This is a genomic window from Methylobacterium sp. SyP6R (genome assembly GCF_019216885.1).
Lineage (GTDB): Bacteria > Pseudomonadota > Alphaproteobacteria > Rhizobiales > Beijerinckiaceae > Methylobacterium.
Genome location: NZ_JAAQRC020000001.1, coordinates 190,229 through 213,429, shown reverse-complemented (window position 1 = coordinate 213,429; position 23,201 = coordinate 190,229). Strand labels below are relative to the sequence as shown.

The window sequence follows — 23,201 nt, the reverse complement described above, 5'->3', positions numbered from 1 at the left end:
GGCAGCGCGGCACCGGCGCGCCGTTGTAGCTCAGTGGTAGAGCGCGTCATTGGTAATGACGAGGTCGGGAGTTCAATCCTCCCCAGCGGCACCATTCTCCCGACGACCCGAGGCCTGAGCCGGCAGTCCGATCGACCCTTTCGAACCGCTTCGTGCATCGAGAGCCTCGTCCGACGGGGAGAATTCCGGCTCTTCACTGACAATGCTGCAAGATCGGTGGCCAAGATCGGTGGCCAAGATCGGTGGCATGGAATCAAGATCCGGTCGGCTTGACCGTTTGGGGACCCGCCCGCGCCCTCGTCCAGACCTTCATCCTGTCTCACGCCCGACACGCCGTTGACCCCGCCCTTGTCCGCGACACACCGGCGTAAAAACAGTGAGTGGCCCGATCGTCCGGCTTGACCGGCTCGGAAGCGTCGCCGTACTCGGGTCCATGCAGAGGGAGTGGACAAGCGGGATGGCCCTCCGTGCGGTGATCGCCTTCGCCGCACTGTATGCGCTTGCCTGGCAGGCGATCCTCTCCGGCGCTCTGGTCACGGTCCACCCGGGTCTCCCGCACATCCTGTGTGCTCCGGATGCAGGTTCGGCATCCGACGATCCGGCCAAGACCCCTCCCGCTCATCACCATCTGGCATGCTGTACGGCGGCGCATGGCCCGGATGCCCTGACGGCTCCCGTCCTGGCCTCGACAACCATCGCCTGGCCCGTCCGCAGGACGGTCGGCGTCTCGTGGCGCCCGGAGGTCGTTGCCCATCCCCGCGCACCGCCTGGGGTCCGGGCCAGCGCGAGAGCACCCCCCATCGTCTGAACGATCGTCTCTCGGATCACTCAGATGATGGATGTCATACCAACGGCCCTAAACTTTGACCTTCGCCCAGTCGCGCGCTGTGATTGAGGTCACGAGGTCCGGGTTGTTGGCGAAGAAGTTCCAGGCGTCGCAGCAAGCCTCGACGATCTGCCTGTAGTCACGGAACACCCGATTGGCGAGCTTGTTCTGGCGCACGTATTGCCAGACCAGTTCCATCGGGTTCAGCTCCGGCGAGGACGCCGGCAGATGCAACAGCGTGATGTTGTCCGGCACCGCCAGGCCACGCGGTCGGCGTGTCTTGGCGGTGCCGTGATAGCCGGCCCCGTCCAGCACCAGGATCGCGTGTGCGCCCTCGGCCACCTGCTTGCTGATCTCGGCCAAGTGCAGCGACATCATCGCGGTGTTGACCGTCGGCAGCACCAAGGCCGCGCTGGTCGCGCGCGCCGGGCAGGCCGCGCCGAACACGTACGCCCACTTGTAGCGTTGGTCGCGGGGCGCCCGCGGGCGCGTGCCCTTGCGCGCCCAGACCCGCGTCAGCGTGCCCTGCTGGCCGACGCGCGCCTCGTCCTGAAACCAGATCTCGAGCGGCTTGGCGCGGACGGGTTCGGGCAGGACCTCTGCCACGCGCGCGGCGAAGTTTTTTTAAATGCTTCCTGGATCTCCTCGTCGGCCTTGGGATGCTGCGGGCGCACCGAAAGCCGCACGAAGCCAAGCTCCGCCAGGTGCTTGCCAACGGTGCGCTCGTGCATCTCGACCCCGAACAGATCCTTGATCCGCGCCTGAAGGTCGACCCGGCGCCAGCGCACCACGCCATCGGTGTCGACGTCCGGCCCCGCCTCGACCAGCGCGGCCAACTGCTGCTTCTGGTCGGTCGTCAGCTTGGCGGCCCGGCCTGGCGCCTTGCGGTCGCTCAGACCTTCAAGCCCCTCGGCGTTGTAGCGGTGGACCCAATCGCGCAGGGTCTGGCGGTCCATGCCGCAGGAGCGGGCCGCCGTGGTGCGATCGGCACCCTCCAGCACCAGCGCGAGCGCCAGCATGCGACGCGCCGCCGGAATGCTCGGCGCCTTGGACGATGCTGCGCGCAACGCCTCAGCGCTCAGATCCGTGCGGGTGATGGCGATCCCGGTCATGGCACGCTCTCCTGATCCGTGAACCGAATCAGAACTGGAACCCGCGCGCAACACGCCGAGTCAGCCTCACCGGCCGTTGGTATCAGTCATGTCCCATGTGCCGCGGGTCGCGCGTCCTGCCGCCCTGCTTCTCACCCTGCTCGCCACCACCTCGGTCTTCGCGCAGACGGCCGGTTCGGGCACGATCCCCCTCGACGAGATCACGGTCGCGGGCGCCGCGCCGCCGGGTTCGGGCGCAGGCACGAGTCCCGGCGAGACCGCCGGGTCCGTGACGGTGCCGAGCGTGGCCCGGCAACGGGCCGCCGTGAACGCAACCGTCGGCTCCGTGGCGTTCATCGATGCCGGCGACTTCCAGAACCGCTACGCCAACACGCTGCGCGACGTCCTCAAGGACACGCCCGGCGTCTACGTGCAGGAGCGCTACGGCCAGGAACTGCGCTTGTCCGTCCGGGGGTCGGGCATTGCCCGCGGCTTCCACCTGCGCGGGATCGAGCTGCTGCAGGATGGCATTCCGCTCAACCTCGCCGATGGCAGCGGCGATTTCTACCAGATCGATCCGCTCGCCCTGCGCTCGGTTGAGGTCTACAAGGGCGGGAATGCCCTCACCTTCGGGGCGACGACGCTCGGCGGTGCCGTCAACTTCGTCACGCCGACCGCCTACACGGCCTTCGCGCCCAACATCCTGCGCATCGACGGCGGCAGCTTCAACACCATCCGCGAGAACTTCCAGGTCTCACGGGTCTCCGGACCCGCCGACATCATGATCAACGGCACGATCACGAATTCGGACGGCTACCGCATCCACGAGACGCAGCGCACCCGGAATTTCAACGCCAATATCGGCTACCGGCTCGCGCCGGGCGTCGAAACCCGGTTCTACATCGGCGCCTACCTCACCGACCAGAAGCTGCCGGGCACCCTGACGCTGTTCAACGCCCTCGACAATCCGCGCGCGGCGAACCCGACGGCGCTCGGCGGCAACCAGTCCCGGCAGGTCGCGACCGAGCGGGTCGCCAACCGGACCTCGTTCCTGCTCGACGTCGGCAAGCTCGACATCGACACCTGGGCCATTCACAAGAGCCTCTACCACCCGATCTTCCAGGCCATCGACCAGGACGGCTGGACCTACGGCATCTCCCCCCGCTGGACCGGCACGTTCGACATCGGCGGCTATCGCAACGACACGGTCCTGGGCCTGCGCGCCTTCGCGGGCCAGAACGCCGCCCTGCAATTCGTCAACGTCGCCGGCCAGCGGGGCGCGCAGACCCTGAATGCCCTCCAGAGCGCGTCCAACTACGAGGCCTACGGCGAGAACCGCTTCTGGTTCCTGCCCGAGGTCGCGCTGATGACCGGCGCCAAGGCGTTCTCGTCGAACCGCACCTACAGCAACAAGGGCGGCCTGCCGGCGAGCCCAGCGGTCCAGTTCGGCACCGTCACCTATGACGGCGTCAACCCCAAGATCGGCCTGCTCTGGCAGCCGTTGCCGGACATCCAGGTCTTCGGCGACGTCACCCGCTCGCGCGACGTGCCGGACTTCTCGGACCTGGCGCAGCAGAACACCCTGAGGACTACCTTCGTGCCGCTGCAGGCGCAGCGCGCCTGGACCTACGAGGCAGGGACCCGCGGCCGCATCGATCGGCTGACCTGGGACGTCACGCTGTTCCGGTCGACCGTGCGGGACGAGTTGATCAACTTCTCGACCAACCCCGGGCTCGGCATCCCGGCCGCCACCTTCAACGCGCCGCGGACCGTGCATCAGGGCGTCGAGGCAGCCGTGTCGCTCGATGTCGCCCGTGACCTGACGGGGGTAGGGGACACGCTGAGCGTCACGCAGATCTGGACGCATAACGACTTCCGCTTCGTCCATGATCCGGTGTTCGGCAACAACCGGATCGCCGGCATCCCGGCCGACATCCTGCGCACGGTGGTCAGCTACGTGCACCCGAGCGGGTTCTACCTTTCGCCCTCGGTCGACTGGGTGCCGCGCGGGGCGTTCGCCGACCACGCCAACACGCTGCGGGTCCCGGGCTACGCCGTGTTCAACATCCAGACCGGGATCGACTTCAAGAACGGTGTCTCGGTCTTCGTCGATGCCCGCAATCTGACGGACGAGCGCTACATCTCGGACATCTCCGTGGTGACCAATGCCGCGGCAACGGCAGGCGGGGCGGCGGCGCTCGCGGCATTCTACCCCGGCAATGGTCGCAGCGTGTTTGCCGGAGTGCGGGCGGCATTCTGAGCCTGTGCCTCGGGCTCGTTCTCGCCTTGCCTGTCGGCTGACCCGCCGGCAGGCGCCCGCCCGCGGGCTCGCCGACCCATCCCGAGAATCCGCCCTCCATCCTCGGCAGCCCCTCGCAGGGTCGGGCTGGCGAGGTTCGGATTCCAGGGTCTTGCCTGATCGGCAACGTGGCCGGGCAGGACATCGCCAGCCACCGCGCAGCCGATCGGCGCGCAAGATGGTCGGCTCCGATCACCCGCCCCCAAGGGCGCAGGGGCCGGGGCCCGCGTGCTGCGGGATCCTGCCACAACGGCGCGGTCGCACGCTGCCACCCCCCTATATCCGCCCCATGGACATCCCCGCCGACAGCCGCTTCTCCGCCTGGCGCCGTGCCGCCGCCGCCCGGCTCGGGCCGTTGCGCCATCTCCCCGCCCTGTTCCGCCTCGCCGTCGCGACCGATCCGCGTCTCACCCTCGCCAGCCTGACCTTGCGCCTCCTGCGCGCCGGGCTGCCGGCCCTGATGCTCTATGTGGCCAAGCTCGTGGTCGATGCCGTGGTGGCGGGCCGGGCCGGGCCGCCGCCCTCGGGCGGCTGGCTGACCGATCCGCGGCTCCATCATGTCGGGCTCCTCGTCGGAATCGAGCTCGGGCTCGCGGTGGTCTCGGACCTGCTCGGGCGAGCCACGTCCTACGTCGACGGGGTGCTGGCGGAGAAAGTCGGCAACGCCACGACCTTGCGCCTGATGGCGCACGCCGCCGCCCTCGACCTCGAGCAGTTCGAGGACAGCGCGGTGCAGGACCAGCTGGAGCGCGCCCGGCGCCAGGTCGCCTGGCGCTCGAACCTGATCGGCCAGCTGCTCGGCCAGCTCCAGGATCTCGTCACCGCGATGACGCTCGCGGTGGCGGTCGGCACGATGCTGCCGGGGCTGGTGCTGCTCCTGGTGCTCGCCCTGATCCCGGCCTTCCTCAACGAGTTGCACTTCAACGCCCGCGGCTACCGCCTCGCCTTCCGCCGCAGCCCGGACCGGCGCGAGACCGATTACCTGCGCTATCTCGGCGCCGACGCGCACAGCGCCAAGGAGGTGAAGCTGTTCGGCCTCGCCGCCCACCTCGCCGAGCGGTTCCGCGAACTCGCCTCCCGGCTGCTCGCCGAGAACCGGGAACTCGCCCGGCACCGGGCGCTCGCCGGCGGCGCCTTCGCGACGCTCGGCACGCTCGCCTATTACGCCGCCTACCTCGTCATCGCCGGGGAGGCACTCTCCGGCACGCTCACCGTCGGCGACCTCACCTTCCTGGGCGGCGCCTTTTTGCGCCTGCGCGGCCTCGTCGAGGGGCTGCTGCTCGGCGCCTCGCAGCTGCTCGGCCAGGCGCAGTATCTCGACGACCTGTTCTCGTTCTTCACCATCGCGCCGACCATCCGCTCCGGGACCCTGCCGATCCCCGAGCGCCTGCGCGAGGGCTTCGTGTTCGAGGATGTCGGCTACCGCTATCCGGGCGAGAGCCGGTGGGCTTTGCGCCACCTGTCGCTCGCCATCGGGGCCGGCGAGGTGGTGGCGCTGGTGGGCGAGAACGGCGCCGGCAAGACCACGATCGTCAAGCTGCTCGCCCGCCTCTACGCGCCCACGGAGGGGCGCATCCTGCTCGATGGCCGCGACCTCGCCGAGTACGACATCGATTCCTTGCGCGCCCGGATCGGCGTGATCTTCCAGGACTTCATGCGGTTCGACTTCACGGCCGGCGACAACATCGCGGTCGGCCGCATCGAGGCGCGGGCGGACCGGGACGGGATCGCGCTCGCGGCCCGGCGGGCGCTGGCCGATGCGGTGATCGAGCGGCTGCCCGGCACGTATGACCAGCGCCTCGGCCGGCGCTTCGAGGACGGGGTCGAGCTGTCCGGCGGCGAGTGGCAGAAGGTGGCGATCGCCCGGGCCTACCGGCGCGACGCGGCCGTGCTCGTCCTCGACGAGCCGACGGCGGCCCTCGATGCCGGGGCCGAGGCCGAGGTGTTTCGCCGCTTCGCCGATCTCGCGGCGGGGCGCACGGCGCTCCTCATCTCGCACCGCTTCTCCACCGTGCGCCGGGCCGACCGGATCGTGGTCCTGGCCGGAGGCCGGGTGCTGGAGGAGGGGACGCACGCCGCGCTGGTGGCGCGGGGCGGGCGCTACGCCGAGCTGTTCGAGCTCCAGGCCGCCGGCTACCGGTGAGCCGCCTCATAGTCGGCGAGGTCGCCGGCATCGGCGATCGTGCCGCGGGCGGCCCGGTCCAGTCGCGCGATCACGCGCGCGACGGAGGGCGCCGCGTAGGGCCGTGCGGCGCGCAGGGCGTGAAGCGTCTTGGCCAGCCGGATCGTCACCTCGATCTCCGCCGTTCCCTCGCGGATCAACGGCCGGAAGGCGTCGGTGAGCATGTCGTCGAGCGTCGGGCGCGGCACGTGGACCGGCGGCCGCTCCGCCAGGGCCTCCCCCTCCGGCTCGTCGGGCGGCAGGTGCAGCAGCACCCGCAGCAGGGCGTTCAGCACCTCGATGGCAGTGCCGGGATCGTTGGTGGCCGGCGACAGCGCCCGGCTGGCGATCTCCGAGAGCGCGATCAGGCCGAGGCGCGGATCCTGGTCGAAGCGCCGGTGGCGCTCGATCGCGAAGGCGTTCGCCAGGGTTGTCTCCAGGGTCTCGCGATCCTCGCCCGGATCGCCCTCGACATGCAGCAGCGGCCGCGTCGGGTGGACCAGCGTGCCCGGCAGGGCCGCGACGTGGATCACGAGGTCGCGTTGCCGGGCGATCGACCCGAGGGAGGCGACGTCGATATGGGTGACGTAGCCCGTCGCCTCGGGCAAGACCGGGGTCGCGCCCGCCGGCACCGGGACCGCCGGCCGGCCGCCGAGGCGCGGATCGACGGAAAACGCCTGCATCGCCTCGGCGGCGGCGTCCTCGACGCGGTCGATCACGTCGCCCATCCGGCCGAAGCCCGTGATGTGGCCGATCCAGCGCAGGAGCGTGACCACCACCACCGCGACGACCAGCACCGTGCCGGAGAACAGGACGACGCGCCCGCTATCGCCGTAGACGCTCGATTGCAGCCCGATGATGCCGACGACCGAGAACACGAAGGCGCCCAGGAAGGTCGACAGGGCGTTCTGCGAGGTCGGGTCGCCGATCAGGAGCTGCGTCGCCCGCGGCGTCGCGAGCTGGGTCGCCGAGCCGTAGGCGCTGACCATCGCGGTGAGCGAGAAGGTCGTCACCGCCAGCATGCTCGACGCCATGATCTGGAGGATCGTCCCGACCGCGTCCTGCCCGAGCCGGCCATGCACGTTCGCCGGCAGGTACGGCCCGACGAAGGCGGCGACGAGGGCGAGGCCGACGCCGAACAGGCTGATCAGCGCCGCCCGGAACCAGATCTGCCGGACGACCTGCCGCCCCATCCATGCCCAGCGACCCATCCGCCCTCGCCCGCCCAGGAACCCAAGGCAGGGGATTCTAAGCAGACTTGCGTTGGCAAGCCAACGCTTCGTCCGCTTAGGTTGTTGAATTATCGCAGATTTTTGTCGCAAAACCGGCCGCCACTTTTGCGAAATCTGCTTAGGGCGGCCCTACCCGAGCGGCAGGGCCGCCCTCGACGGAGCAAGCGGCAGGGCCGCCCTGCATGGTCCGGCCTGAGCGTTCAGGACTCGCCTTCCCGCTCGGCCCGGTCGCGGTCGAGCTGGTGGAGCAACTCGGCGAGGCGCGGGTCGAGCCCTTCGTCGAGGACGGGTTCGTACAGGGCCTGGAGGTAGCGGCCGAGCCGCTCCCGGCTCGCCGCGTCGAGGGTCGGGCTGCCGCCCTGCGGCTCGCGGGACCCGGACGTATCGGATTCGGATGCGATCATCGGTCCTACATTTGGCATGCAGCGGCGGCCGGCAAGCCTTCGCGCGTTCAAGTTGTCGCGGATCAACACGGAAACATCGCCGATGGTGCCGGATCACGTTCCTTGCCGGTCCGGGGTCAAGCGGGACGGTTCGACGCAAGACGGAACTGGGCTTTCGCAGTACCGTTGGCCGGGGGCAACGAAGGGATCAGACCGATGCGCTTCGCCATTCCGCTCGTCCTCGCCTGCGGCTTCGCCGTGCCCGCTCTCGCACAATCCGGCCGTCCGCCGGCGCTCCTCATCCACGGCAATTACTGCGGCCCGGGCAACAACGCACCCCTGCCGCCGATCGACGCCCTCGACGCGGCCTGCGCCCGGCACGATGCCTGCACGCCCCGCGGCGGCCTGGCCTCGGCGGCCTGCAACGCCCGCCTGCAGCGCGAGGCGACGCTGATCTCCCGCGATCCGCGCCAGCCCCGGGACCTGCGCGACGCGGCGGGCTTCGTCGCCTTCGCGGCCGGCATGATGCCCGCCCGGTCGCAGATGGCGGCGGCCCCGCATATCCGGGTTCCTTCCATCGAAACGCCCTCCATCGAGGTTCCGTCCATCGACGTGCCCGCCACCGGTTCCGTCGCGCCGTCGATCGGCGAGGACGACGACGAGTAGCGGTCGCCGTCGGAGAGGGGGCTCACACCGGGTACGTCACGTCCGTCAGCGCCTCGGACAGGGCCCAGAGCCGCGCCGCCGCCGCGGGATCGGCGGCATGGGGCTCGATCTTCGCCGGTCCCGGGTCGCCACGGATCTCCCATAGCCCGTCCGGGCCGTAATACTGCCCGCCTTCCGCCTCCGGTGCCGTCGCGGCGTAGAGCAGGGGCAGGGCGCCGCGCGCCGCCGACTGGCCGATCAGCCCGAGCAGGCCGGCGCCGATGCGTTCGGCGAGCCACCCCGCCCGGTCGCCGCGCCGGGCGATGGCGGTCGCCGCGATTCCCGGATGGGCCGCGATCGCGCGGATCGGGGAGCCCGCCGCGCGCAGGCGCCGGTCGAGCTCGAGAGCGAAGATCAGCATCGCGAGCTTGGTCTGCCGATAGGCGCTCTGCGGCCCGTAGGCGCGGCGCACCTGCAGGTCGTCGAAGGCGATGTGGCCTGAGCGATGGGCGATGCTCGCCACGGCGACGACCCGGGTGCCGGCCCCATCAGTGCCGGGTTCCTGCCGCAGGCTCGGCCAGAGCAGCCCGGTCAGGGCGAAATGGCCGAGATAGTTGGTGGCGAGCTGGCGCTCGAACCCGTCCTCGGTCTCCTCGCGCCGGGGCAAAGCGGCGATGCCGGCATTCAGGAGCAGGATGTCGACCGGCCGCCCCTCCGCCCGCCAGGCCGACGCGAAGGCCCGCACCGAGGCGAGGCGTGCGGTATCCAGCGGGCGGCATTCCACGACCGCCGCCGGATGCGCCCGGCGGATCGCCTCCGCCACCGCCTCGGCTTTGCCTGAGTCCCGGGCGGCGATCACGATCTCGGCCCCGGCCCCGGCGAGCGCCAGGGCCGCCTCGTAACCGATGCCGCTCGTCGCGCCGGTGACGAGCGCCCGGCGCCCGGCCTGGGGCGGGATCAAGGCTGCGGTCCAGGGCATCCGGCGCTCCTTCGCTCTCGGGAGAGTTCCGAGATGGGAGCGCGACCCCCGAGGTGAAGAGGGCAGGGGGCGGGCGTGGATCGAAACCGGTGCCGCGCACGTTCCTTGCGTGCATGCCTTGCGTGGCCGCTTCCAGCGTCCTTGCCTTGACTGGCATCGCACGCTTGGCTTGCATAATGATTGTCGGTAAACCGGAGGACGTGAGGGACCCTGCATGATCGGCCGGCTGATCTCCACCTTGCGTCCGCACAGGCTGCCCGAGGACCACGACGCGGCGCCGGACGAGGCGGTCCTGGCCGCCCTGCCGGAGGAATTCGCGCAGTTCCCGCCGATGGCGCCGCTCACGCCACCTCAGGCGGTCAACGACGGTCCCGAGGAAGCTTTGTGCGATGCCGTCGAGACGGCGTTGCGGGAGGCCGGATATCTGCGGGAGCCGCCGGTGGAGTGAGGCTTGGGCTGCCCATGTGCACGACACGGGACGCTGCGCGGGTGCGAGAGCGACGGTCGAGAGCATGAACCCTCCCCCCTCTGCGGGCGAGGGTGGCCTGCGGCGAGTGCGTAGCACTCGTGCCAGGCCGGGGAAGGAGCAGCCGTCGCTATCGTACCGCTCGATCGGCTGTGTCGTTTACCGTGTAGAACCTGCCAATCCAGGTCCGCTGAGAGAATGGGCCCTCACCGCGGCTCCCCCTCCAGCCAGCGCCGGGTCGATTGCTCCAGATGCGCATGCATCGCCGCCTGCGCCCGGAGCGGATCGCGGGCCTCGAGGGCCGCCAGCACCGCCTCGTGCTCGGCCAGCGCCAGGGCCCAGGTGGCGGGAGAATCGAAGCGGCTGCGCAGCCGGGCGGCGATCGGGCTGTGGCGGGTGTCGAACAGGCCCGCGACGAGGCGGGCCAGCACGCTGTTGCCGGTCGCCTCGGCGAGGGTCAGGTGAAACAGCCGGTCGCTGTCGAGCGGCGCGCGGCCTTCCGCGATGTCGGCGCCCATCCGGTCGAGCGTCCGGCGTAAGGAGTGCAGGGCCTCCGGCGTGATCCGGGCGGCGGCGAGGGCCGCGACCGCACCTTCGAGCGCGGCCCGGGCCTGCATCAGTTCCTCCGGACTGTCGCCGGCCGGCGCCGTGCGGCCCGCGCCCTTGCCCGCGTCCTTGCCCGCGTCCTTGGCCGCCTGCACGTAGATGCCCGACCCCATCCGGATCTCGACCGTGCCGTCGATCTCCAGCGCGATCAGCGCCTCGCGCAGCGAGGGGCGCGAGACGCCGAGCTGCTGGGCCAATTCGCGCTCGGCCGGCAGGCGGTCGCCGGCCCGGAGGCTGCCGGCCTCGATCAGCGCCCGGATCCGGTCGGCCACCTGCTGGTAGAGCCGGCCTTCGACAGGGCTGCCCGCGCTCATCGCCTGCCTCCGAACTGGCCTGACCAATATGCCCGGCCATTCTGCTTGCTGGCGTAGACCGTAGCAAGACGCTGTCGCAGCGTCATGAAAGTGGCTTTACCAATTTTCCGAACCTGATAACGATTGCAGGCAGAACGAAACGAATCGCCCTGGGGAGGGCTGCTGCCGTGCTCGACGGCGCAGATGACGCGGCCGCGTCGGACGGCTTCGCGACCGTGCCCGGCCGGGCGCCGGAGCGCTTGCTCCTGTCGCTGTCCGGCATCGTCAAGGAATTCCCGGGCGTGCGGGCGCTGTCGGGCGTCGATTTCGACCTGCGCCGCGGCGAGGTCCATGCCGTCTGCGGCGAGAACGGCGCCGGCAAGTCGACGCTGATGAAGATCATCAGCGGCGTCCACGCCCCGAGCGCCGGCCGCCTCCTCTACAAGGGCGTCGAGCGCCGTTTCTCCTCGCCGCTGGAGGCCGAGGCCGCCGGCATCGCGATGATTCATCAGGAACTGAACCTGGTGGCCCACCTCACGGTGGCCGAAAACATCTTCCTCGGCCGCGAGCCGACGCGCGGGTTCCTGGTCGACCGGCGCGCCCTGCGGGCCGGCGCCCGGGCCTGCCTCGACCGCCTTGCGGCTGCCATCGATCCCGACGCGCTGGTGCGCGACCTCTCGGTGGCGCAGTGCCAGCTCGTCGAGATCGCCAAGGCCCTGTCGCTCGACGCCGAATTGCTCATCATGGACGAGCCGACGTCGTCCCTGACCGAGCAGGAGGCGCGCCGGCTGTTTGCCGTCATCCGCGACCTGAGGGCGGCGGGCGTCGGCATCGTCTACATCTCGCACCGCCTCGACGAGATGCGCGAGATCGTCGACCGGGTGACGGTCCTGCGCGACGGGCGCCACGTCTCGACCGACGACCTCGCCGCCACCACCATCGATCAGATCGTCGCCCGGATGGTCGGCCGCGCCCTCGACGAGAAATTCCCGGAGCGGACCTCCGTCCCGACCGCTCACGTGATCCTGGAGGCCGCCGGGCTCACCCGGGCCGGATTCTTCCGGGACGTGAGCTTCACCCTGCGCCGCGGAGAGATCCTCGGCTTTGCCGGGTTGATGGGCGCCGGCCGGACCGAGGTCGCCCGCGCCCTGTTCGGGTCCGATCCGCTCGATGCCGGCACGATCGCCCTGGAGGGCCGGCCGCTCGCGATCCGCAATCCCCGCGACGCGATCGCGGCCGGCATCGCCTACCTGTCGGAGGACCGCAAGGCGCAAGGCCTGGCGGTCAAGATGCCGGTCGACGCCAACCTGACGCTCGCCAACCTCGGCGCGGTGGCGAACCGGCTCGGGCTGATCGATGCGGATCGCCACGCGGCGGCCGCGCGGGAGTATATCGACCGGCTCGGCATCAAGACGCCGTCCCTGCACCAGCCGGTGCGGCTCCTGTCGGGCGGCAACCAGCAGAAGATCATCATCGGCAAGTGGCTGTTTCGCGACGCCAGGGTGATGCTGTTCGACGAGCCGACCCGCGGCATCGATGTCGGCGCGAAGCTCGCGATCTACACGATCATGGATGGGCTCGCCGCCCGCGGCATCGGCGTGGTGCTGATCAGTTCCGAGCTGCCCGAGATCTTGGGGCTGACCGACCGCGTCGCGGTGTTCCACCGCGGCCGCCTCGTGCGCATCCTCGACACCGCCCGCACCGACCAGGAGGAGATCATGCATTACGCCTCGGGCCTCGGCGGGACGGAGCCTTAAACCATGTCGGCGAGCCTGAATCCTCCCGTCGCGCCTGCCCGCGGGCGCCTGTCCGACCGGCAGAAGGACCTGATCCAGAAATTCGCGGCACTCGGGAGCCTCGTCGCCCTGGTGGCGGCGTTCTCGCTCACCAGCAACGCCTTCCTGTCGCTCGGCAACGGGATGAGCATCGGCCTCCAGGTCACCTCGATCGCACTCCTGGGGCTCGGCGCCACCGTCGTCATCATCGCGGGCGGCATCGACCTGTCGGTCGGCTCGGTCCTGGCGCTGTCCGGCGTCGTCGCGGCGCTCTGCGTCAAGGAGGTGGGTCTCCCGGTGCCGCTCGCCATGCTGGTCGGGATCAGCGTCGGCGGGGTCTGCGGCCTCGTCAACGGGCTCGTGGTCACGCGGCTCAAGCTGCCGCCCTTCATCGCGACGCTGGGCATGATGCTGATCGCCCGCGGCCTCGCGCTCCAGATCACCGGGGCGCGGGCGGTCTCGGGCCTCGGCGAGAGTTTTGGCGAACTCGGCAACGGCGCGCTCCTGCGCATCGTGCGGGTCGGCGACGACGGATTCCCCGACGTGGTGTTTCCGGGCATCCCCTATCCGGTGCTGCTGATGGCCGGCCTCGCCCTCGTGGTGGCGTTTCTGCTGCGGCGCTCGGTCCTCGGCCGCCATGTCTACGCGGTCGGCTCGAATGCCGAGGCGGCGCGGCTGTCGGGCGTCGCCGTCGACCGGGTCGTCACCCTGACCTACGTGCTCTCGGGGCTGCTCGCCGGGCTCACCGGCTGCGTGCTGATGTCCCGCCTCGTCACCGCCCAGCCGAACGAGGGCGTGATGTACGAACTCGACGCCATCGCCAGCGCGGTCATCGGCGGCACCTCGCTCGCCGGCGGGGTCGGCACGATCTCCGGCACGGTGATCGGCGCCTTCGTGATCGGCATCCTGCGCAACGGCCTCAACATGAACGGGGTCTCGGCCTTCACCCAGCAGATCATCATCGGCCTCGTCATCCTGCTCACCGTCTGGATCGACCAGCTCCGCAACCGCCGCTGACAATCGCGACCGGGAGAACCCGGCGCCGACCTTGGAGGGGACCCCATGAAAGCATTCGCCGCCGCCCTGCTCGTCTCCAGCCTGCTTGCCGCCGTCCCGGCGCGGGCCGGCGAGATCGCCGTGATCGTCAAGACGGTGAACTCGACCTTCTGGCAGAACGTCCAGAAGGGCGCCGAGACCGCCATGAAGGGCGTGCAGGGCCACACCCTGACCTTCCAGGGCCCGGCCGCCGAATCGGCCATCGCCGACCAGGTCAACATGGTGGAGAACGCGGTCAACCGCCGCGTCGCCGGCATCGTGCTGGCGCCCTCCGATCCCGACGCCCTGGTGCCGGCGGTCAAGAAGGCCTGGGAGGCGCGGATCCCGGTGGTGATCCTCGATTCCGGCCTCGCGAAGGGGGCGGAGGCCTATTACCAGTCGTTCCTCGCCACCGACAACCGCAAGGCCGGGGAACTCGCCGCCCGGGCACTCATCGAGCGGACCGGTCCCGAGGGCAGAATCGCGGTGATGTCCTACGTCGCCGGCACCGGCTCGGAGGTCGGCCGCGTCGGCGGCTTCACCGATTACGTGAAGGCGCATTCGAAGCTGCAGATTATCGGGCCGTACTACTCGCAATCCCAGATGGCGACGGCGCTGAACCAGACCGCCGACGTGCTCGCCGCCCATCCCGACCTCAAGGGCCTCTTCGGCGCCAACGAGCCCACCGCCATCGGCATGGGCCGGGCCCTCAAGCAGGCCGGCCGGGCCGACAAGGTCGCGGCCGTCGGCTTCGACGGCAACCAGGACCTCCAGGACTTCGTCAAGGACGGCACGCTGGCGGCGATCGTCGTCCAGGGCTCGTTCCGGATGGGGGAATTGGGGGTGGCCACCGTCGCCAAGGTGCTCGCCAAGCAGAAGGTGGAAAAATTCATCGACACCGGCGTGGTGCTGGTGACGAAGGAGAATATCGGGACGGAGGAAGCGAAGAACGTGCTGTATTGATATATATTAAAATCACAAAATCATCCCTGTCGTGTGATGATTTGGCAGGATAAAAGGCGCGGGTATCTCCTCTCCCCGCAGGCGGGGAGAGGGCCGAGCCCTCGTTCAGAGGGCGCGGCAAGCCCAAATGGCGAGGGTGAGGGGGTGCTTCCGTAGGAGTCTCACTCGTCGAGACCCCCTCACCCTCTCCCCGCCCGCGGGGAGAGGGGAAACCCGCTCCTGATTTTGAAATGTCGGCGCCCTTCCTTTCCGAGGCCCCCATGCACCCCGCCACCCCCCGCCGCCACGCCCGCACCGGCCTGACCCTCACCGCCCTCGGGCTCGGCGGCGCGCAGATGGGCGGCCTGTTCCAGGCGACGCGCCTCGACGAGGCCGCCGGCGCGTTCCGGGCGGCCTGGGACCGGGGCGTACGCACCTACGACACCGCGCCGTTCTACGGCTTCACCCGCGCGGAGCGCCGCCTCGGCACGCTCCTCACCGAGGAGCCGCGGGACGCCTACGTCGTCAGCACCAAGGTCGGCCGCGTGATGGTGCCCGACCCGAGCGTCGGCCCGATGGAGGAGGGCTATGCCGAGCCGCTGCCCTTCCGCCCGACCTTCGACTACAGCCATGACGGCGTGCTGCGCTCCTTCGAGGCGAGTCAACAACGCCTCGGCATCCTCGACCCCGACATCCTCTACGTCCACGATATCGGCCGCGTCACCCATGGCGAGCGCCACGCCGAGACCTGGGAGCAGCTGACCGCGGGCGGCGGATTCCGGGCCCTGACGCGGCTGCGCGAGGAGGGCGCCGTGCGGGCGATCGGGCTCGGCGTCAACGAGTGGGAGATCGTCGCCGAGGCCATCCGGGTGGCCGATCTCGACCTCTGCATGCTGGCCGGCCGCTACACGCTGCTGGAGCAGGACAGCCTGGGGCTGATGGACGAATGCGCCCGCCGCGGCATCGGGATCGCGGTGGCCGGCGCGTTCAATTCCGGGCTGCTCGCCGGGCAGACCACCTACAACTACGCCGAGGCGCCGCCCGCCCTCGTGGCCCGGACGGAAGCCCTGCGGGCGGCCTGCGCCGAGGAGGGCGTGCGGCTGGAGGCGGCGGCGCTGCAATTCCCGCTGCTGCACCCGGCCGCCGTCACCGTCGTGACCGGAGCCCGCAACGCCGCGCAGGTCGAGGCCAACGCCGCCTGGTTCGCGGACCCGATCCCCGAAGGGTTCTGGGCCCGGCTGAAGGCCCGCGGCCTGATCCACGACGCCGCCCCGATCTGAGTCTCCCATGCCGATCGACGCCCATCACCATCTCTGGCGCATCGCCGACCGGGCCGGCTACTGGCCGCCGCCGGACCTCGCGGCGATCCACCGCGACTTCACCCTCGACGACCTGGCGCCGCTGCTCACTGCGGGCGGCATCGACGGCACCGTGCTGGTCCAGACCCTCGAGGACGAGGCCGAGACGGACGCGATGCTGGCGCTCGCCGCCCGCGCGCCCGTCATCCGCGGCGTCGTCGGCTGGACCGACCTGAAGGCGCCGGACGCGCCGGCCACCATCGCCCGGCTCGCCCGCGACCCGCACCTGAAGGGTTTGCGCCCGATGCTCCAGGACCATCCGGACGATGCCTGGATCGCCGACCCTGTCCTCGCGCCGGCCGCCGACGCGATGGTGGCGCACGGCCTCGCCTTCGACGCCCTGGTGCGGCCGCGCCAGCTCGACGCCCTGCTGACCTTCGCCATACGCCACCCGAACTTACGCATCGTCGTCGATCACGGCGCGAAGCCGGAGATCGCGGCGGGCGGCACGCCCGGGTGGCGCGAGGCGATGGCCGCGCTCGCCGCCCGGCCGAACGTCTGGTGCAAGCTCTCCGGCCTCCTGACCGAGGCGGGGGAGGGCGGGGCGGAGGCCGTGCGCCCCTATGCCGAGGCAATTCTGGACCTGTTCGGGCCCGCCCGGGTTCTCTGGGGCAGCGACTGGCCGGTGCTCGACCTCGCAGGCTCTTACGAGGGCTGGCTCCGGCACTGCCGGGCCCTGGTGCCGCCCGCCCATCACGACGCGGTGTTCGGCGGCAACGCTGTGTCGGTCTATCGACTCGATCACGCATGAGGAGCGGCTGAGATGCAACGCATGGGCATGGTCATCGGCGTGAACCCGGACCAGATCGCGACCTACAAGCGCCTGCACGAGGCGGTGTGGCCGGAGGTGCTGGACCTGATCAGCCGCTGCAACATCCGCAACTACACGATCTTCCTGCGCGAGCCGGAGAACCTGCTGTTCGGCACCTGGGAATACCACGGCACCGACTTCGCAGCCGACATGGCCAGGATGGCGGCCGACGCGAAGAACCAGGAATGGTGGACCCTGACCATCCCGTGCCAGCGCCCGTTCGAGAGCCGGAAAGAGGGCGAGTGGTGGGCGATGATGGAAGAGGTGTTCCACCACGATTGAGCGGCCGTTTTTTTGATACTTGCCAGAAACACTTAACCACGGCAACGCTTGCAATGCAGGAGAAATGTTCCTATTTTGTTCCTTGGCGACTCTGGCACGTAGTCAGCGCCGTAGCTTGGTGAGCGTGCAAGGGGTATGTAATGCGAAATTGGCTCAAGACGCTTCTTTTTCTTTCGACTTTTTCTCCCTCTCTGATGAGCATTGGCTTATCTCGTATATGGTCTCAAGGATTCGCTGTTGAAGATTCGTTTTATATTTTATCTGGAGCTGCTGGTTTTTCGCTTGGCGCAATTATTATCAGATCTGCGGAAAAGCATTCTGAAACTATAAATTTTTCTGCTAAAAAGATAGAAGCAAACGACGCATTGATGCTTGGCGTTTTTGGGACTTATATCATACCATTTCTTGGTGTTGCATCAAATATAACATTTACTACGGTAGTATTAATAATTTTAGTATTTGCAGCCCTGTTGTGGCTTGTGAGTTCGATATTGCCTCATCCGATGTTGCGGATCCTCGGCTATAAGTTCTACAAGGTTGAATCCGCTACAGGCGTCGTGTACACTCTCTTGGCTCGCCGTGAGCTTCTTGACCCAAAAAATATAAAACAGGTCAAAAAAATATCTAATTCAATGTTGGTAGAGGTGACATGATAAAACTCAGTTTGTTCGCCTTAACAGATGACGCATCGAAGAGAGTGCAGAGATTTAATTTATCTCAGGATGTCCAAGATGCATTAACAGACTTTATGCTTGAGCAAGAAAAAAGCTTCCTTGCGTACGCGCAGGACGAGCATGATTTTGATGGAAGATATAAACCTGAAAAAGGTGAATGTCTCGTAATTAGAGGATATGATGATATTGACGATCTGCATTATGCGATAGAAAATCCACTGTCGATACCAGAGATTGCCCCGAAAACAGAAAATTTTGAAAATATAAAAGCTCTATTTAGTGGATATAAAAATGATCGCGGCGAGCAGATTATTCTAATACAAAATTTTAATCGCAGAAAGATAATTTCTCCAGAGGGGTTATCAATATTTCATTCCTCTAACGTATATAAGAAGGTCGATGGTGTCGGAGTTACTATAGATTATAGATTATCTGCAATAATGAAAAACAGCGAAATTCGATTTTTTAGCTTTCATAACGTACGACAGATATTTGATCTAACACAGTATTATATTGAGGCAACAAATTCAGATATACAAGATTTTGCTAAAATCGATAAACTTCATGTAGACGACATTGATACGTTCATCGTTAATGCAGATAGCTGGGTGAGGAGAAAGGTCGCGTTAATACAGCAGAGTGGAATTTTTGAGGCAATGACCCCTGCTACTATAAAAGCCGCCGCTGAGTATTTTCATATTAACATTAATATAAAAGCCATTGACGGTGTTGAGAAAATAATCCTTCCAAGCAAAAAGGCAGAATTGAAAAAAGTTCTTCGATTTTTGGATGAAGATTATTATAAATCTATCTTGTCGAATAAAAGCATGATGACGAATTCAAAAGTTGCGGCGTCGTGATTATCTGCTCTGTTTTTTTGCAATCATAATATGATGTGACATCGGCGGGCGGTGAACGCATTATGGTATCGGCAACGGCGTTCGGGAACCTGAGTTAAGCGACTATATGGCCCGCGATAGTATAGTTCACCGCCGCCGCCTCACCCCCACCCCCTCCACCACCCCGAACATCCCCGGCTGCGCCGCCGCGGCGAGCCCGCGTAGCGCCAGCCCCAGGGCCTCCAGCCGCTCTTCCGTCAACTGCCCCTGGAACAGGTGCGCCGCCACCACGAGGCGCGGGCGCCGGTTATGGTCGCATAAGGCGGCGGCGGCCGTGGTCACGCCGCGGATGAGCTGGCCGATATCGACGGCATAGCCCCGCTCGGCGGCGGCCGCGACCTCCTCCAGGAAGGTGTCGAACGGCACCGGCACGTGCCAGCGGATCGCCCCGAACCGGGCCCGCAGGGTGGCGCGCGGCAGCGCCCCGGCGCTCTGGCCCGCCGCCGCCACGGCGCGGCCGATCGCGCCGGCATAGGCCGGGATGCGGGTCGCGAGGCGGAACTCGATGTGGATGCCGCTCGCCGGGACGATCCGCCCGAGGAGCAGCGCCTTGTCGTCGGGCGCCACCTGCCAGACGGTCGTCGTCGCCTCGAACTCCGTCGCGACCTGTTGCAGGCCCGGTTGCAGCAGCTCCACGTCCGAGCGGTTGAGGAGCGGGCGCGCCACCTCCAGGAGGCCGAGGCCGAGGCGGTAGGTCTTGGTCTCCGGCACGAGCGCGACGAAGCCCTCGTGCACCAGGGTGCGCAGGATGTTCAGCGTGGTCGAGGGGCTGACCCCCGCCGCGCGGGCGATCGCCGTGACCCCCAGCGCCTCCCGCGAGCCCGCGATCGCCCGCAGGATCGCCGCGGCCTGCGTCACCGCCCCGACCTCGCGGCCGACCTCCATCACCGCCGTCCGCTCGCCCGCCTCCTCCATCCCGCCGCCCCCCTTGCCGCCTCGATCGTTTACGGTACAGAATAGCGTTCAGCGGATGGAATGAAAACGCCGATCCGCGCGCGGCCCGGGACAAGGGCCGGACATCATGGGAGGACCAGGATGGCACGGACCCGACGGGCTCCGGTGGCGCGTTGCGCCGTGGCGATGCTGCGGGCGCTCTGCGCCGCGACCGCTTTCCTCGCGCCGGCCGCGGCCCGCGCCGACGGCGACGTGCTGCGGATCGGCATCATCACCGATATGAGCGGGCAGTACAGCGAGGGCAACGGCGAGGGCTCGGTCGCCGCCGCGCGGCTCGCGGTCGAGGATTTCGGCCCGACGGTGCTCGGCAAGCGGATCGAGATCATCTCGGCCGATCACCAGAACAAGCCCGACATCGCCTCGACCATCGTGCGCAACTGGATCGACACGAAGGGCGTCGACGTGGTGGCGGAGGGGGTGAATTCCGCGGTCGCGCTGGCGGTCCAGGCGGTGACGCGGGAGCGGGGCAAGATCTTCCTGATCTCGGGCGCCGGCTCGTCGGACCTCACCGGCAAGTCGTGCTCGCCGACCAGCGTGCAATGGACCTACGACACCTACGCCTCGTCGAACGCCACGGCGAAGACGCTGGTCGGCCGGGGTGAAAAATCCTGGTACTTCCTCACCGCCGATTACGCCTTCGGCCACGCGCTGGAGCGCGACGCGGCCCGGGCGGTCGAGGCCGCGGGCGGGCAGGTCCTCGGCAAGGTCCGCCACCCGTTCAACAATCCCGACTTCTCGTCCTTCCTGCTCCAGGCGCAAAGCTCGCCCGCCAAGGTGATCGCGCTCGCCAATGCGGGCAGCGACTTCGCCAACGCGGTCAAGCAGGCGCATGAATTCGGCCTGACCCAGTCGAACAAGACCATCGCGGCGTTGCAGGTGACCCTGACCGACGTCGCTTCCCTCGGCCTCGAGGTGGTGCAAGGCGCGCTGTTCACCGACAGCTTCTACTGGGACCGCACGCCGGAGACCCGGGCCTATGCCAAGCGCTTCTTTGCCCTGCGCAAGGCGATGCCGACCGCCTACCAGGCCGGCGTGACCTCGGCCCTCACCCATTACCTGAAGGCGGTGCAGGCCGCCGGCACCACCGATGCGGCCGCCGTGATGGCGAAGATGCGCGAGACGCCGGTCAACGACTTCTTCGCGCAAGGCGGCAAGGTCCGGGCCGACGGCCGCATGGTCCACGACATGTACCTGATGCGCTTCAAGAAGCCGTCCCAGTCGACGGGCAAGTGGGACCTCTACGAGCTCGTCACCACGGTCCCGGGCGACGAGGCGTTCCGGCCGCTCAGCGAAGGCGGGTGCCCCTATGTCAAGAACTGACGCCGCCGACCTCGCCGCCCTGGTCCGGCCCGGCGCCGTCGCGATCGTCGGCGCCTCCGCCGACCCGACCCGCATCGGCGGCCGGCCGATCGCCTACATGCTGCGCGCCGGCTTCCAGGGCGCGATCCTGCCGGTGAACCCGAACCGGGCCGAGGTGCAGGGCCTTCCCTGCTTCCCCTCCGTCGCCGCCCTGCCCCAGGCGCCCGACGTGGCGGTGATCGCGGTGCCCGGCGCGGCGGCGCTCCAGGCAGTCGAGGAACTGGGCGCGCGGGGCACGCGCTTCGCCATCCTGTTCACGGCGGGCTACGCCGAGATCGGCGAGGCGGGGGCGGAGGCGCAAGGAGCCCTCGTCGCGGCGGCGCGGCGTCACGGGATGCGGCTGCTGGGGCCGAACTGCCTCGGCCTGTTCAACGCGGCGACCGGCTTCTACCCGATCTTCTCCGCCTCGCTCGAAGGCGGCCTGCCGCTGCCGGGGCGGATCGGCATCGCCAGCCAGTCGGGCGCCTACGGCACCCACCTCTTCACCGCCTGCCGCAACCGCCATATCGGCACCGCGATGCTGGTCACCACCGGCAACGAGGCCGACCTGTCGGTCGCCGACGCGATCGGCTGGATGGCGCAGGACGACGGCATCGACGTCATCATGGCCTATGCCGAGGGCGTGCAGGACGGGCCGGCCTTCGCCGGCGCGCTTGCCGAGGCGCGGCGGGCGAAGAAGCCCGTGGTGATGATGAAGGTCGGCCGCAGCGCGATCGGCAGCGCGGCGGCGCGGTCGCACACCGCCTCGATCGCCGGCAACGACGCGGTGTTCTCCGCGGTGCTCGCCGAGCACGGCGTGATCCGGGCCCGCTCGACGGAAGAGCTGATCGACATCGCCTATGCGGCGACGCGGCGGATCTACCCGGTGCCGAACAGCTTGGGCGTCATCACCATCTCGGGCGGCGCCGGGGTGCTGATCTCGGATGCCGCCGAGGCCGTCGGCCTGCCGATGCCGGCGATGCCGGAGGACGCGCAGGCCCGCCTGAAGGCGATCCTGCCGATCGCCGCGCCGCGCAACCCGGTCGATTGCACCGCGCAGGCCTTCAACGACCTGTCGCTGATCGGCCGCTTCACCGAGGCGATGATCGCCGAGGGCGGTTATGCCTCGATCCTGGCCTTCTTCACCCAGATCGGCGGCGCTCCCAGCATGGCGCCGGCGATCCGCGCCCAGCTCAACGCCGTCAAGGCGCGCCATCCGGACCGGCTCTACGCCCTCTCGGTCCTCGCCTCGGAGGAGCGCAACCGGGACTACGAGGCCGACGGCTACCTGCTCTACGAGGATCCGGCCCGCGCCGTCGTCGCCCTCGACGCGATGGGCCGCCTCGGCGCGAGTTTTTCGGAGATCGAGCCGGTGCCGCCGCCGGCAGGCGCGCCCGTCCGGCTGCCGGACGAGAACCCGAGCGAGGCCGAGGCCAAACGCCTGCTCTCGGCCGCCGGCATCGCGACGGTGCCGGAGGCGGCGTGCGCCGACGCGGCGGCGGCGGTCGCGGCGGCCGAATCCTTCGGCTTTCCGGTGGTGATGAAGATCCTATCGCCGGACATCCTGCACAAGACCGAGATCGGCGGCGTGCTCCTCGACGTGGCCGATGCCGAGGCGGTCCGGCGCGGCTACGCTATCCTGATCGAACGCGCCGCCCGCCACGCGCCGTCGGCCCGGATCGACGGCGTGCTGGTGGCGTGCCAGGTCAGGGGGGCGGTCGAGTGCATCATGGGCATCCAGCGCGATCCGGTCTTCGGCCCGGTGGCGATGGTCGGCCTCGGCGGGGTCTTCGTCGAGGTGATGCGCGACGTGGTGTTCCGGCGCTGCCCGTTCGGCGAGGACGTGGCCGAGGCGATGATCCGCTCGATCAAGGCCGCGCCGCTCCTCACCGGCGCCCGCGGTCGGCCGCCCTGCGATATCGCCGCGCTCGCCCGGATGCTGTCGCGGCTCTCGGTCTTCGCCGTGGCGGCGGGGCCGCGGCTGGCCTCCATCGACCTCAACCCGGTCTTCGCCCTGCCCGAGGGGGCGTTCGCGGCGGATGCCGTGATCGAGGTGGGGGAGGCGGGGTGATGAGAATGGGATTGGAGGTCTCGCGCGTGAACCCTCCCCCGCAGAGGCTATCGCATTCACGCATTTCGGTCCGCGTGCTTC

General features: G+C 68.4%; 20 protein-coding genes and 1 tRNA gene. 15 read left to right on the top strand and 6 right to left on the bottom strand.

The features are described from left to right. The first annotated feature begins 19 nt into the window (after positions 1-19). Positions 20-94 (top strand) — tRNA-Thr (locus tag HBB12_RS00995). 762 nt (positions 95-856) lie between these two features. Here the strand turns inward: HBB12_RS00995 and HBB12_RS00990 are convergent. Next, positions 857-1,938 (bottom strand): IS630 family transposase gene (locus HBB12_RS00990; protein WP_236987631.1). Its coding sequence is split into 2 segments (ribosomal slippage): positions 857-1,452 and positions 1,452-1,938, totalling 1,083 coding nucleotides; the frame shifts between segments, so codons are not numbered across the junction. Between the two features lie 88 nt (positions 1,939-2,026). On the opposite strand from HBB12_RS00990, the gene HBB12_RS00985 reads away from it, so the two are divergent. Next, positions 2,027-4,177, top strand: a complete 2,151-nt coding sequence (locus tag HBB12_RS00985) for a TonB-dependent receptor family protein (RefSeq protein ID WP_236987630.1) — start codon at positions 2,027-2,029, stop codon at positions 4,175-4,177. A gap of 328 nt (positions 4,178-4,505) precedes the next feature. Further along, positions 4,506-6,359, top strand: a complete 1,854-nt coding sequence (locus HBB12_RS00980) for an ABC transporter ATP-binding protein (RefSeq protein ID WP_236987629.1) — start codon at positions 4,506-4,508, stop codon at positions 6,357-6,359. Here the strand turns inward: HBB12_RS00980 and HBB12_RS00975 are convergent. Both HBB12_RS00975 and HBB12_RS00970 read right to left on the bottom strand, forming a co-directional pair. Next, a complete protein-coding gene (locus tag HBB12_RS00975) occupies positions 6,350-7,588 on the bottom strand; it encodes a DUF2254 domain-containing protein (protein ID WP_236987628.1) in 1,239 nt (412 codons plus the stop codon). The two genes, HBB12_RS00980 and HBB12_RS00975, sit on opposite strands and share 10 nt — an antisense overlap. 221 nt (positions 7,589-7,809) lie before the next feature. After that, positions 7,810-8,013, bottom strand: a complete 204-nt coding sequence (locus HBB12_RS00970) for a hypothetical protein (RefSeq protein ID WP_236987627.1) — start codon at positions 8,011-8,013, stop codon at positions 7,810-7,812. A gap of 195 nt (positions 8,014-8,208) precedes the next feature. Between HBB12_RS00970 and HBB12_RS00965 the strand changes: the two genes are divergently transcribed. After that, positions 8,209-8,658, top strand: a complete 450-nt coding sequence (locus HBB12_RS00965) for a phospholipase A2 family protein (RefSeq protein ID WP_236987626.1) — start codon at positions 8,209-8,211, stop codon at positions 8,656-8,658. Between the two features lie 22 nt (positions 8,659-8,680). Here the strand turns inward: HBB12_RS00965 and HBB12_RS00960 are convergent, their stop codons facing one another. Beyond that, positions 8,681-9,616 carry an oxidoreductase gene (locus HBB12_RS00960; protein WP_236987625.1) on the bottom strand — a complete coding sequence of 312 codons (936 nt, stop codon included), beginning with the start codon at positions 9,614-9,616 and terminating at the stop codon, positions 8,681-8,683. Between the two features lie 214 nt (positions 9,617-9,830). On the opposite strand from HBB12_RS00960, the gene HBB12_RS00955 reads away from it, so the two are divergent. After that, a complete protein-coding gene (locus HBB12_RS00955; protein WP_236987624.1) occupies positions 9,831-10,064 on the top strand; it encodes a hypothetical protein in 234 nt (77 codons plus the stop codon). A 224-nt stretch (positions 10,065-10,288) separates the two neighbouring features. Here the strand turns inward: HBB12_RS00955 and HBB12_RS00950 are convergent, their stop codons facing one another. Continuing rightward, a complete protein-coding gene (locus tag HBB12_RS00950; protein ID WP_236987623.1) occupies positions 10,289-11,002 on the bottom strand; it encodes a FadR/GntR family transcriptional regulator in 714 nt (237 codons plus the stop codon). Positions 11,003-11,217: 215 nt separating this feature from the next. Between HBB12_RS00950 and HBB12_RS00945 the strand changes: the two genes are divergently transcribed. The 8 genes from HBB12_RS00945 to HBB12_RS00910 all read left to right on the top strand — a co-directional run bounded on the left by HBB12_RS00945 (position 11,218) and on the right by HBB12_RS00910 (position 18,718). Then, entirely contained in the window at positions 11,218-12,738 is a 1,521-nt protein-coding gene (locus HBB12_RS00945; RefSeq protein WP_236992623.1) for a sugar ABC transporter ATP-binding protein, read from the top strand. 3 nt (positions 12,739-12,741) lie between these two features. After that, positions 12,742-13,773, top strand: a complete 1,032-nt coding sequence (locus tag HBB12_RS00940; RefSeq protein ID WP_236987622.1) for an ABC transporter permease — start codon at positions 12,742-12,744, stop codon at positions 13,771-13,773. A gap of 45 nt (positions 13,774-13,818) precedes the next feature. Further along, the gene (locus tag HBB12_RS00935) at positions 13,819-14,754 is read left to right on the top strand and encodes an ABC transporter substrate-binding protein (protein WP_236987621.1); all 936 of its coding nucleotides are present in this window, start codon (positions 13,819-13,821) and stop codon (positions 14,752-14,754) included. Between the two features lie 260 nt (positions 14,755-15,014). Continuing rightward, positions 15,015-16,013, top strand: coding sequence for an aldo/keto reductase (locus tag HBB12_RS00930; RefSeq protein WP_236987620.1), 999 nt, complete (start codon positions 15,015-15,017; stop codon positions 16,011-16,013). Between the two features lie 7 nt (positions 16,014-16,020). Next, the gene (locus tag HBB12_RS00925) at positions 16,021-16,842 is read left to right on the top strand and encodes an amidohydrolase family protein (RefSeq protein ID WP_236987619.1); all 822 of its coding nucleotides are present in this window, start codon (positions 16,021-16,023) and stop codon (positions 16,840-16,842) included. 12 nt (positions 16,843-16,854) lie between these two features. Continuing rightward, the gene (locus tag HBB12_RS00920; protein ID WP_236987618.1) at positions 16,855-17,184 is read left to right on the top strand and encodes an L-rhamnose mutarotase; all 330 of its coding nucleotides are present in this window, start codon (positions 16,855-16,857) and stop codon (positions 17,182-17,184) included. Between the two features lie 140 nt (positions 17,185-17,324). Next, positions 17,325-17,837 (top strand): KwaA family protein, encoded by a 513-nt coding sequence (locus HBB12_RS00915; RefSeq protein WP_236987617.1) that lies wholly within the window; start codon positions 17,325-17,327, stop codon positions 17,835-17,837. Beyond that, the gene (locus HBB12_RS00910; RefSeq protein ID WP_236987616.1) at positions 17,834-18,718 is read left to right on the top strand and encodes a Kiwa anti-phage protein KwaB-like domain-containing protein; all 885 of its coding nucleotides are present in this window, start codon (positions 17,834-17,836) and stop codon (positions 18,716-18,718) included. Before HBB12_RS00915 ends, HBB12_RS00910 begins: the two co-directional genes overlap by 4 nt. Positions 18,719-18,844: 126 nt before the next feature. Here the strand turns inward: HBB12_RS00910 and HBB12_RS00905 are convergent, their stop codons facing one another. After that, positions 18,845-19,672 carry an IclR family transcriptional regulator gene (locus tag HBB12_RS00905; RefSeq protein WP_236987615.1) on the bottom strand — a complete coding sequence of 276 codons (828 nt, stop codon included), beginning with the start codon at positions 19,670-19,672 and terminating at the stop codon, positions 18,845-18,847. A 120-nt stretch (positions 19,673-19,792) separates the two neighbouring features. Between HBB12_RS00905 and HBB12_RS00900 the strand changes: the two genes are divergently transcribed. After that, positions 19,793-21,031, top strand: a complete 1,239-nt coding sequence (locus HBB12_RS00900; RefSeq protein ID WP_236987614.1) for an ABC transporter substrate-binding protein — start codon at positions 19,793-19,795, stop codon at positions 21,029-21,031. Beyond that, positions 21,018-23,120: an acetate--CoA ligase family protein gene (locus HBB12_RS00895; protein WP_236987613.1), complete on the top strand. Its 2,103-nt coding sequence runs from the start codon at positions 21,018-21,020 to the stop codon at positions 23,118-23,120. The genes HBB12_RS00900 and HBB12_RS00895 overlap by 14 nt, the downstream gene beginning before the upstream one ends. Positions 23,121-23,201 lie beyond the last annotated feature (81 nt).

Coding starts and splice junctions, on each gene's coding strand:
- HBB12_RS00905 (WP_236987615.1), bottom strand. CDS start 19,672: ATGGAGGAGGCGGGCGAGCGGACGGCGGTGATGGAGGTCGGCCGCGAG.
- HBB12_RS00935 (WP_236987621.1), top strand. CDS start 13,819: ATGAAAGCATTCGCCGCCGCCCTGCTCGTCTCCAGCCTGCTTGCCGCC.
- HBB12_RS00895 (WP_236987613.1), top strand. CDS start 21,018: ATGTCAAGAACTGACGCCGCCGACCTCGCCGCCCTGGTCCGGCCCGGC.
- HBB12_RS00900 (WP_236987614.1), top strand. CDS start 19,793: ATGGCACGGACCCGACGGGCTCCGGTGGCGCGTTGCGCCGTGGCGATG.
- HBB12_RS00925 (WP_236987619.1), top strand. CDS start 16,021: ATGCCGATCGACGCCCATCACCATCTCTGGCGCATCGCCGACCGGGCC.
- HBB12_RS00910 (WP_236987616.1), top strand. CDS start 17,834: ATGATAAAACTCAGTTTGTTCGCCTTAACAGATGACGCATCGAAGAGA.
- HBB12_RS00985 (WP_236987630.1), top strand. CDS start 2,027: ATGTCCCATGTGCCGCGGGTCGCGCGTCCTGCCGCCCTGCTTCTCACC.
- HBB12_RS00955 (WP_236987624.1), top strand. CDS start 9,831: ATGATCGGCCGGCTGATCTCCACCTTGCGTCCGCACAGGCTGCCCGAG.
- HBB12_RS00950 (WP_236987623.1), bottom strand. CDS start 11,002: ATGAGCGCGGGCAGCCCTGTCGAAGGCCGGCTCTACCAGCAGGTGGCC.
- HBB12_RS00975 (WP_236987628.1), bottom strand. CDS start 7,588: ATGGGTCGCTGGGCATGGATGGGGCGGCAGGTCGTCCGGCAGATCTGG.
- HBB12_RS00970 (WP_236987627.1), bottom strand. CDS start 8,013: ATGATCGCATCCGAATCCGATACGTCCGGGTCCCGCGAGCCGCAGGGC.
- HBB12_RS00965 (WP_236987626.1), top strand. CDS start 8,209: ATGCGCTTCGCCATTCCGCTCGTCCTCGCCTGCGGCTTCGCCGTGCCC.
- HBB12_RS00940 (WP_236987622.1), top strand. CDS start 12,742: ATGTCGGCGAGCCTGAATCCTCCCGTCGCGCCTGCCCGCGGGCGCCTG.
- HBB12_RS00915 (WP_236987617.1), top strand. CDS start 17,325: ATGCGAAATTGGCTCAAGACGCTTCTTTTTCTTTCGACTTTTTCTCCC.
- HBB12_RS00980 (WP_236987629.1), top strand. CDS start 4,506: ATGGACATCCCCGCCGACAGCCGCTTCTCCGCCTGGCGCCGTGCCGCC.
- HBB12_RS00920 (WP_236987618.1), top strand. CDS start 16,855: ATGCAACGCATGGGCATGGTCATCGGCGTGAACCCGGACCAGATCGCG.
- HBB12_RS00930 (WP_236987620.1), top strand. CDS start 15,015: ATGCACCCCGCCACCCCCCGCCGCCACGCCCGCACCGGCCTGACCCTC.
- HBB12_RS00960 (WP_236987625.1), bottom strand. CDS start 9,616: ATGCCCTGGACCGCAGCCTTGATCCCGCCCCAGGCCGGGCGCCGGGCG.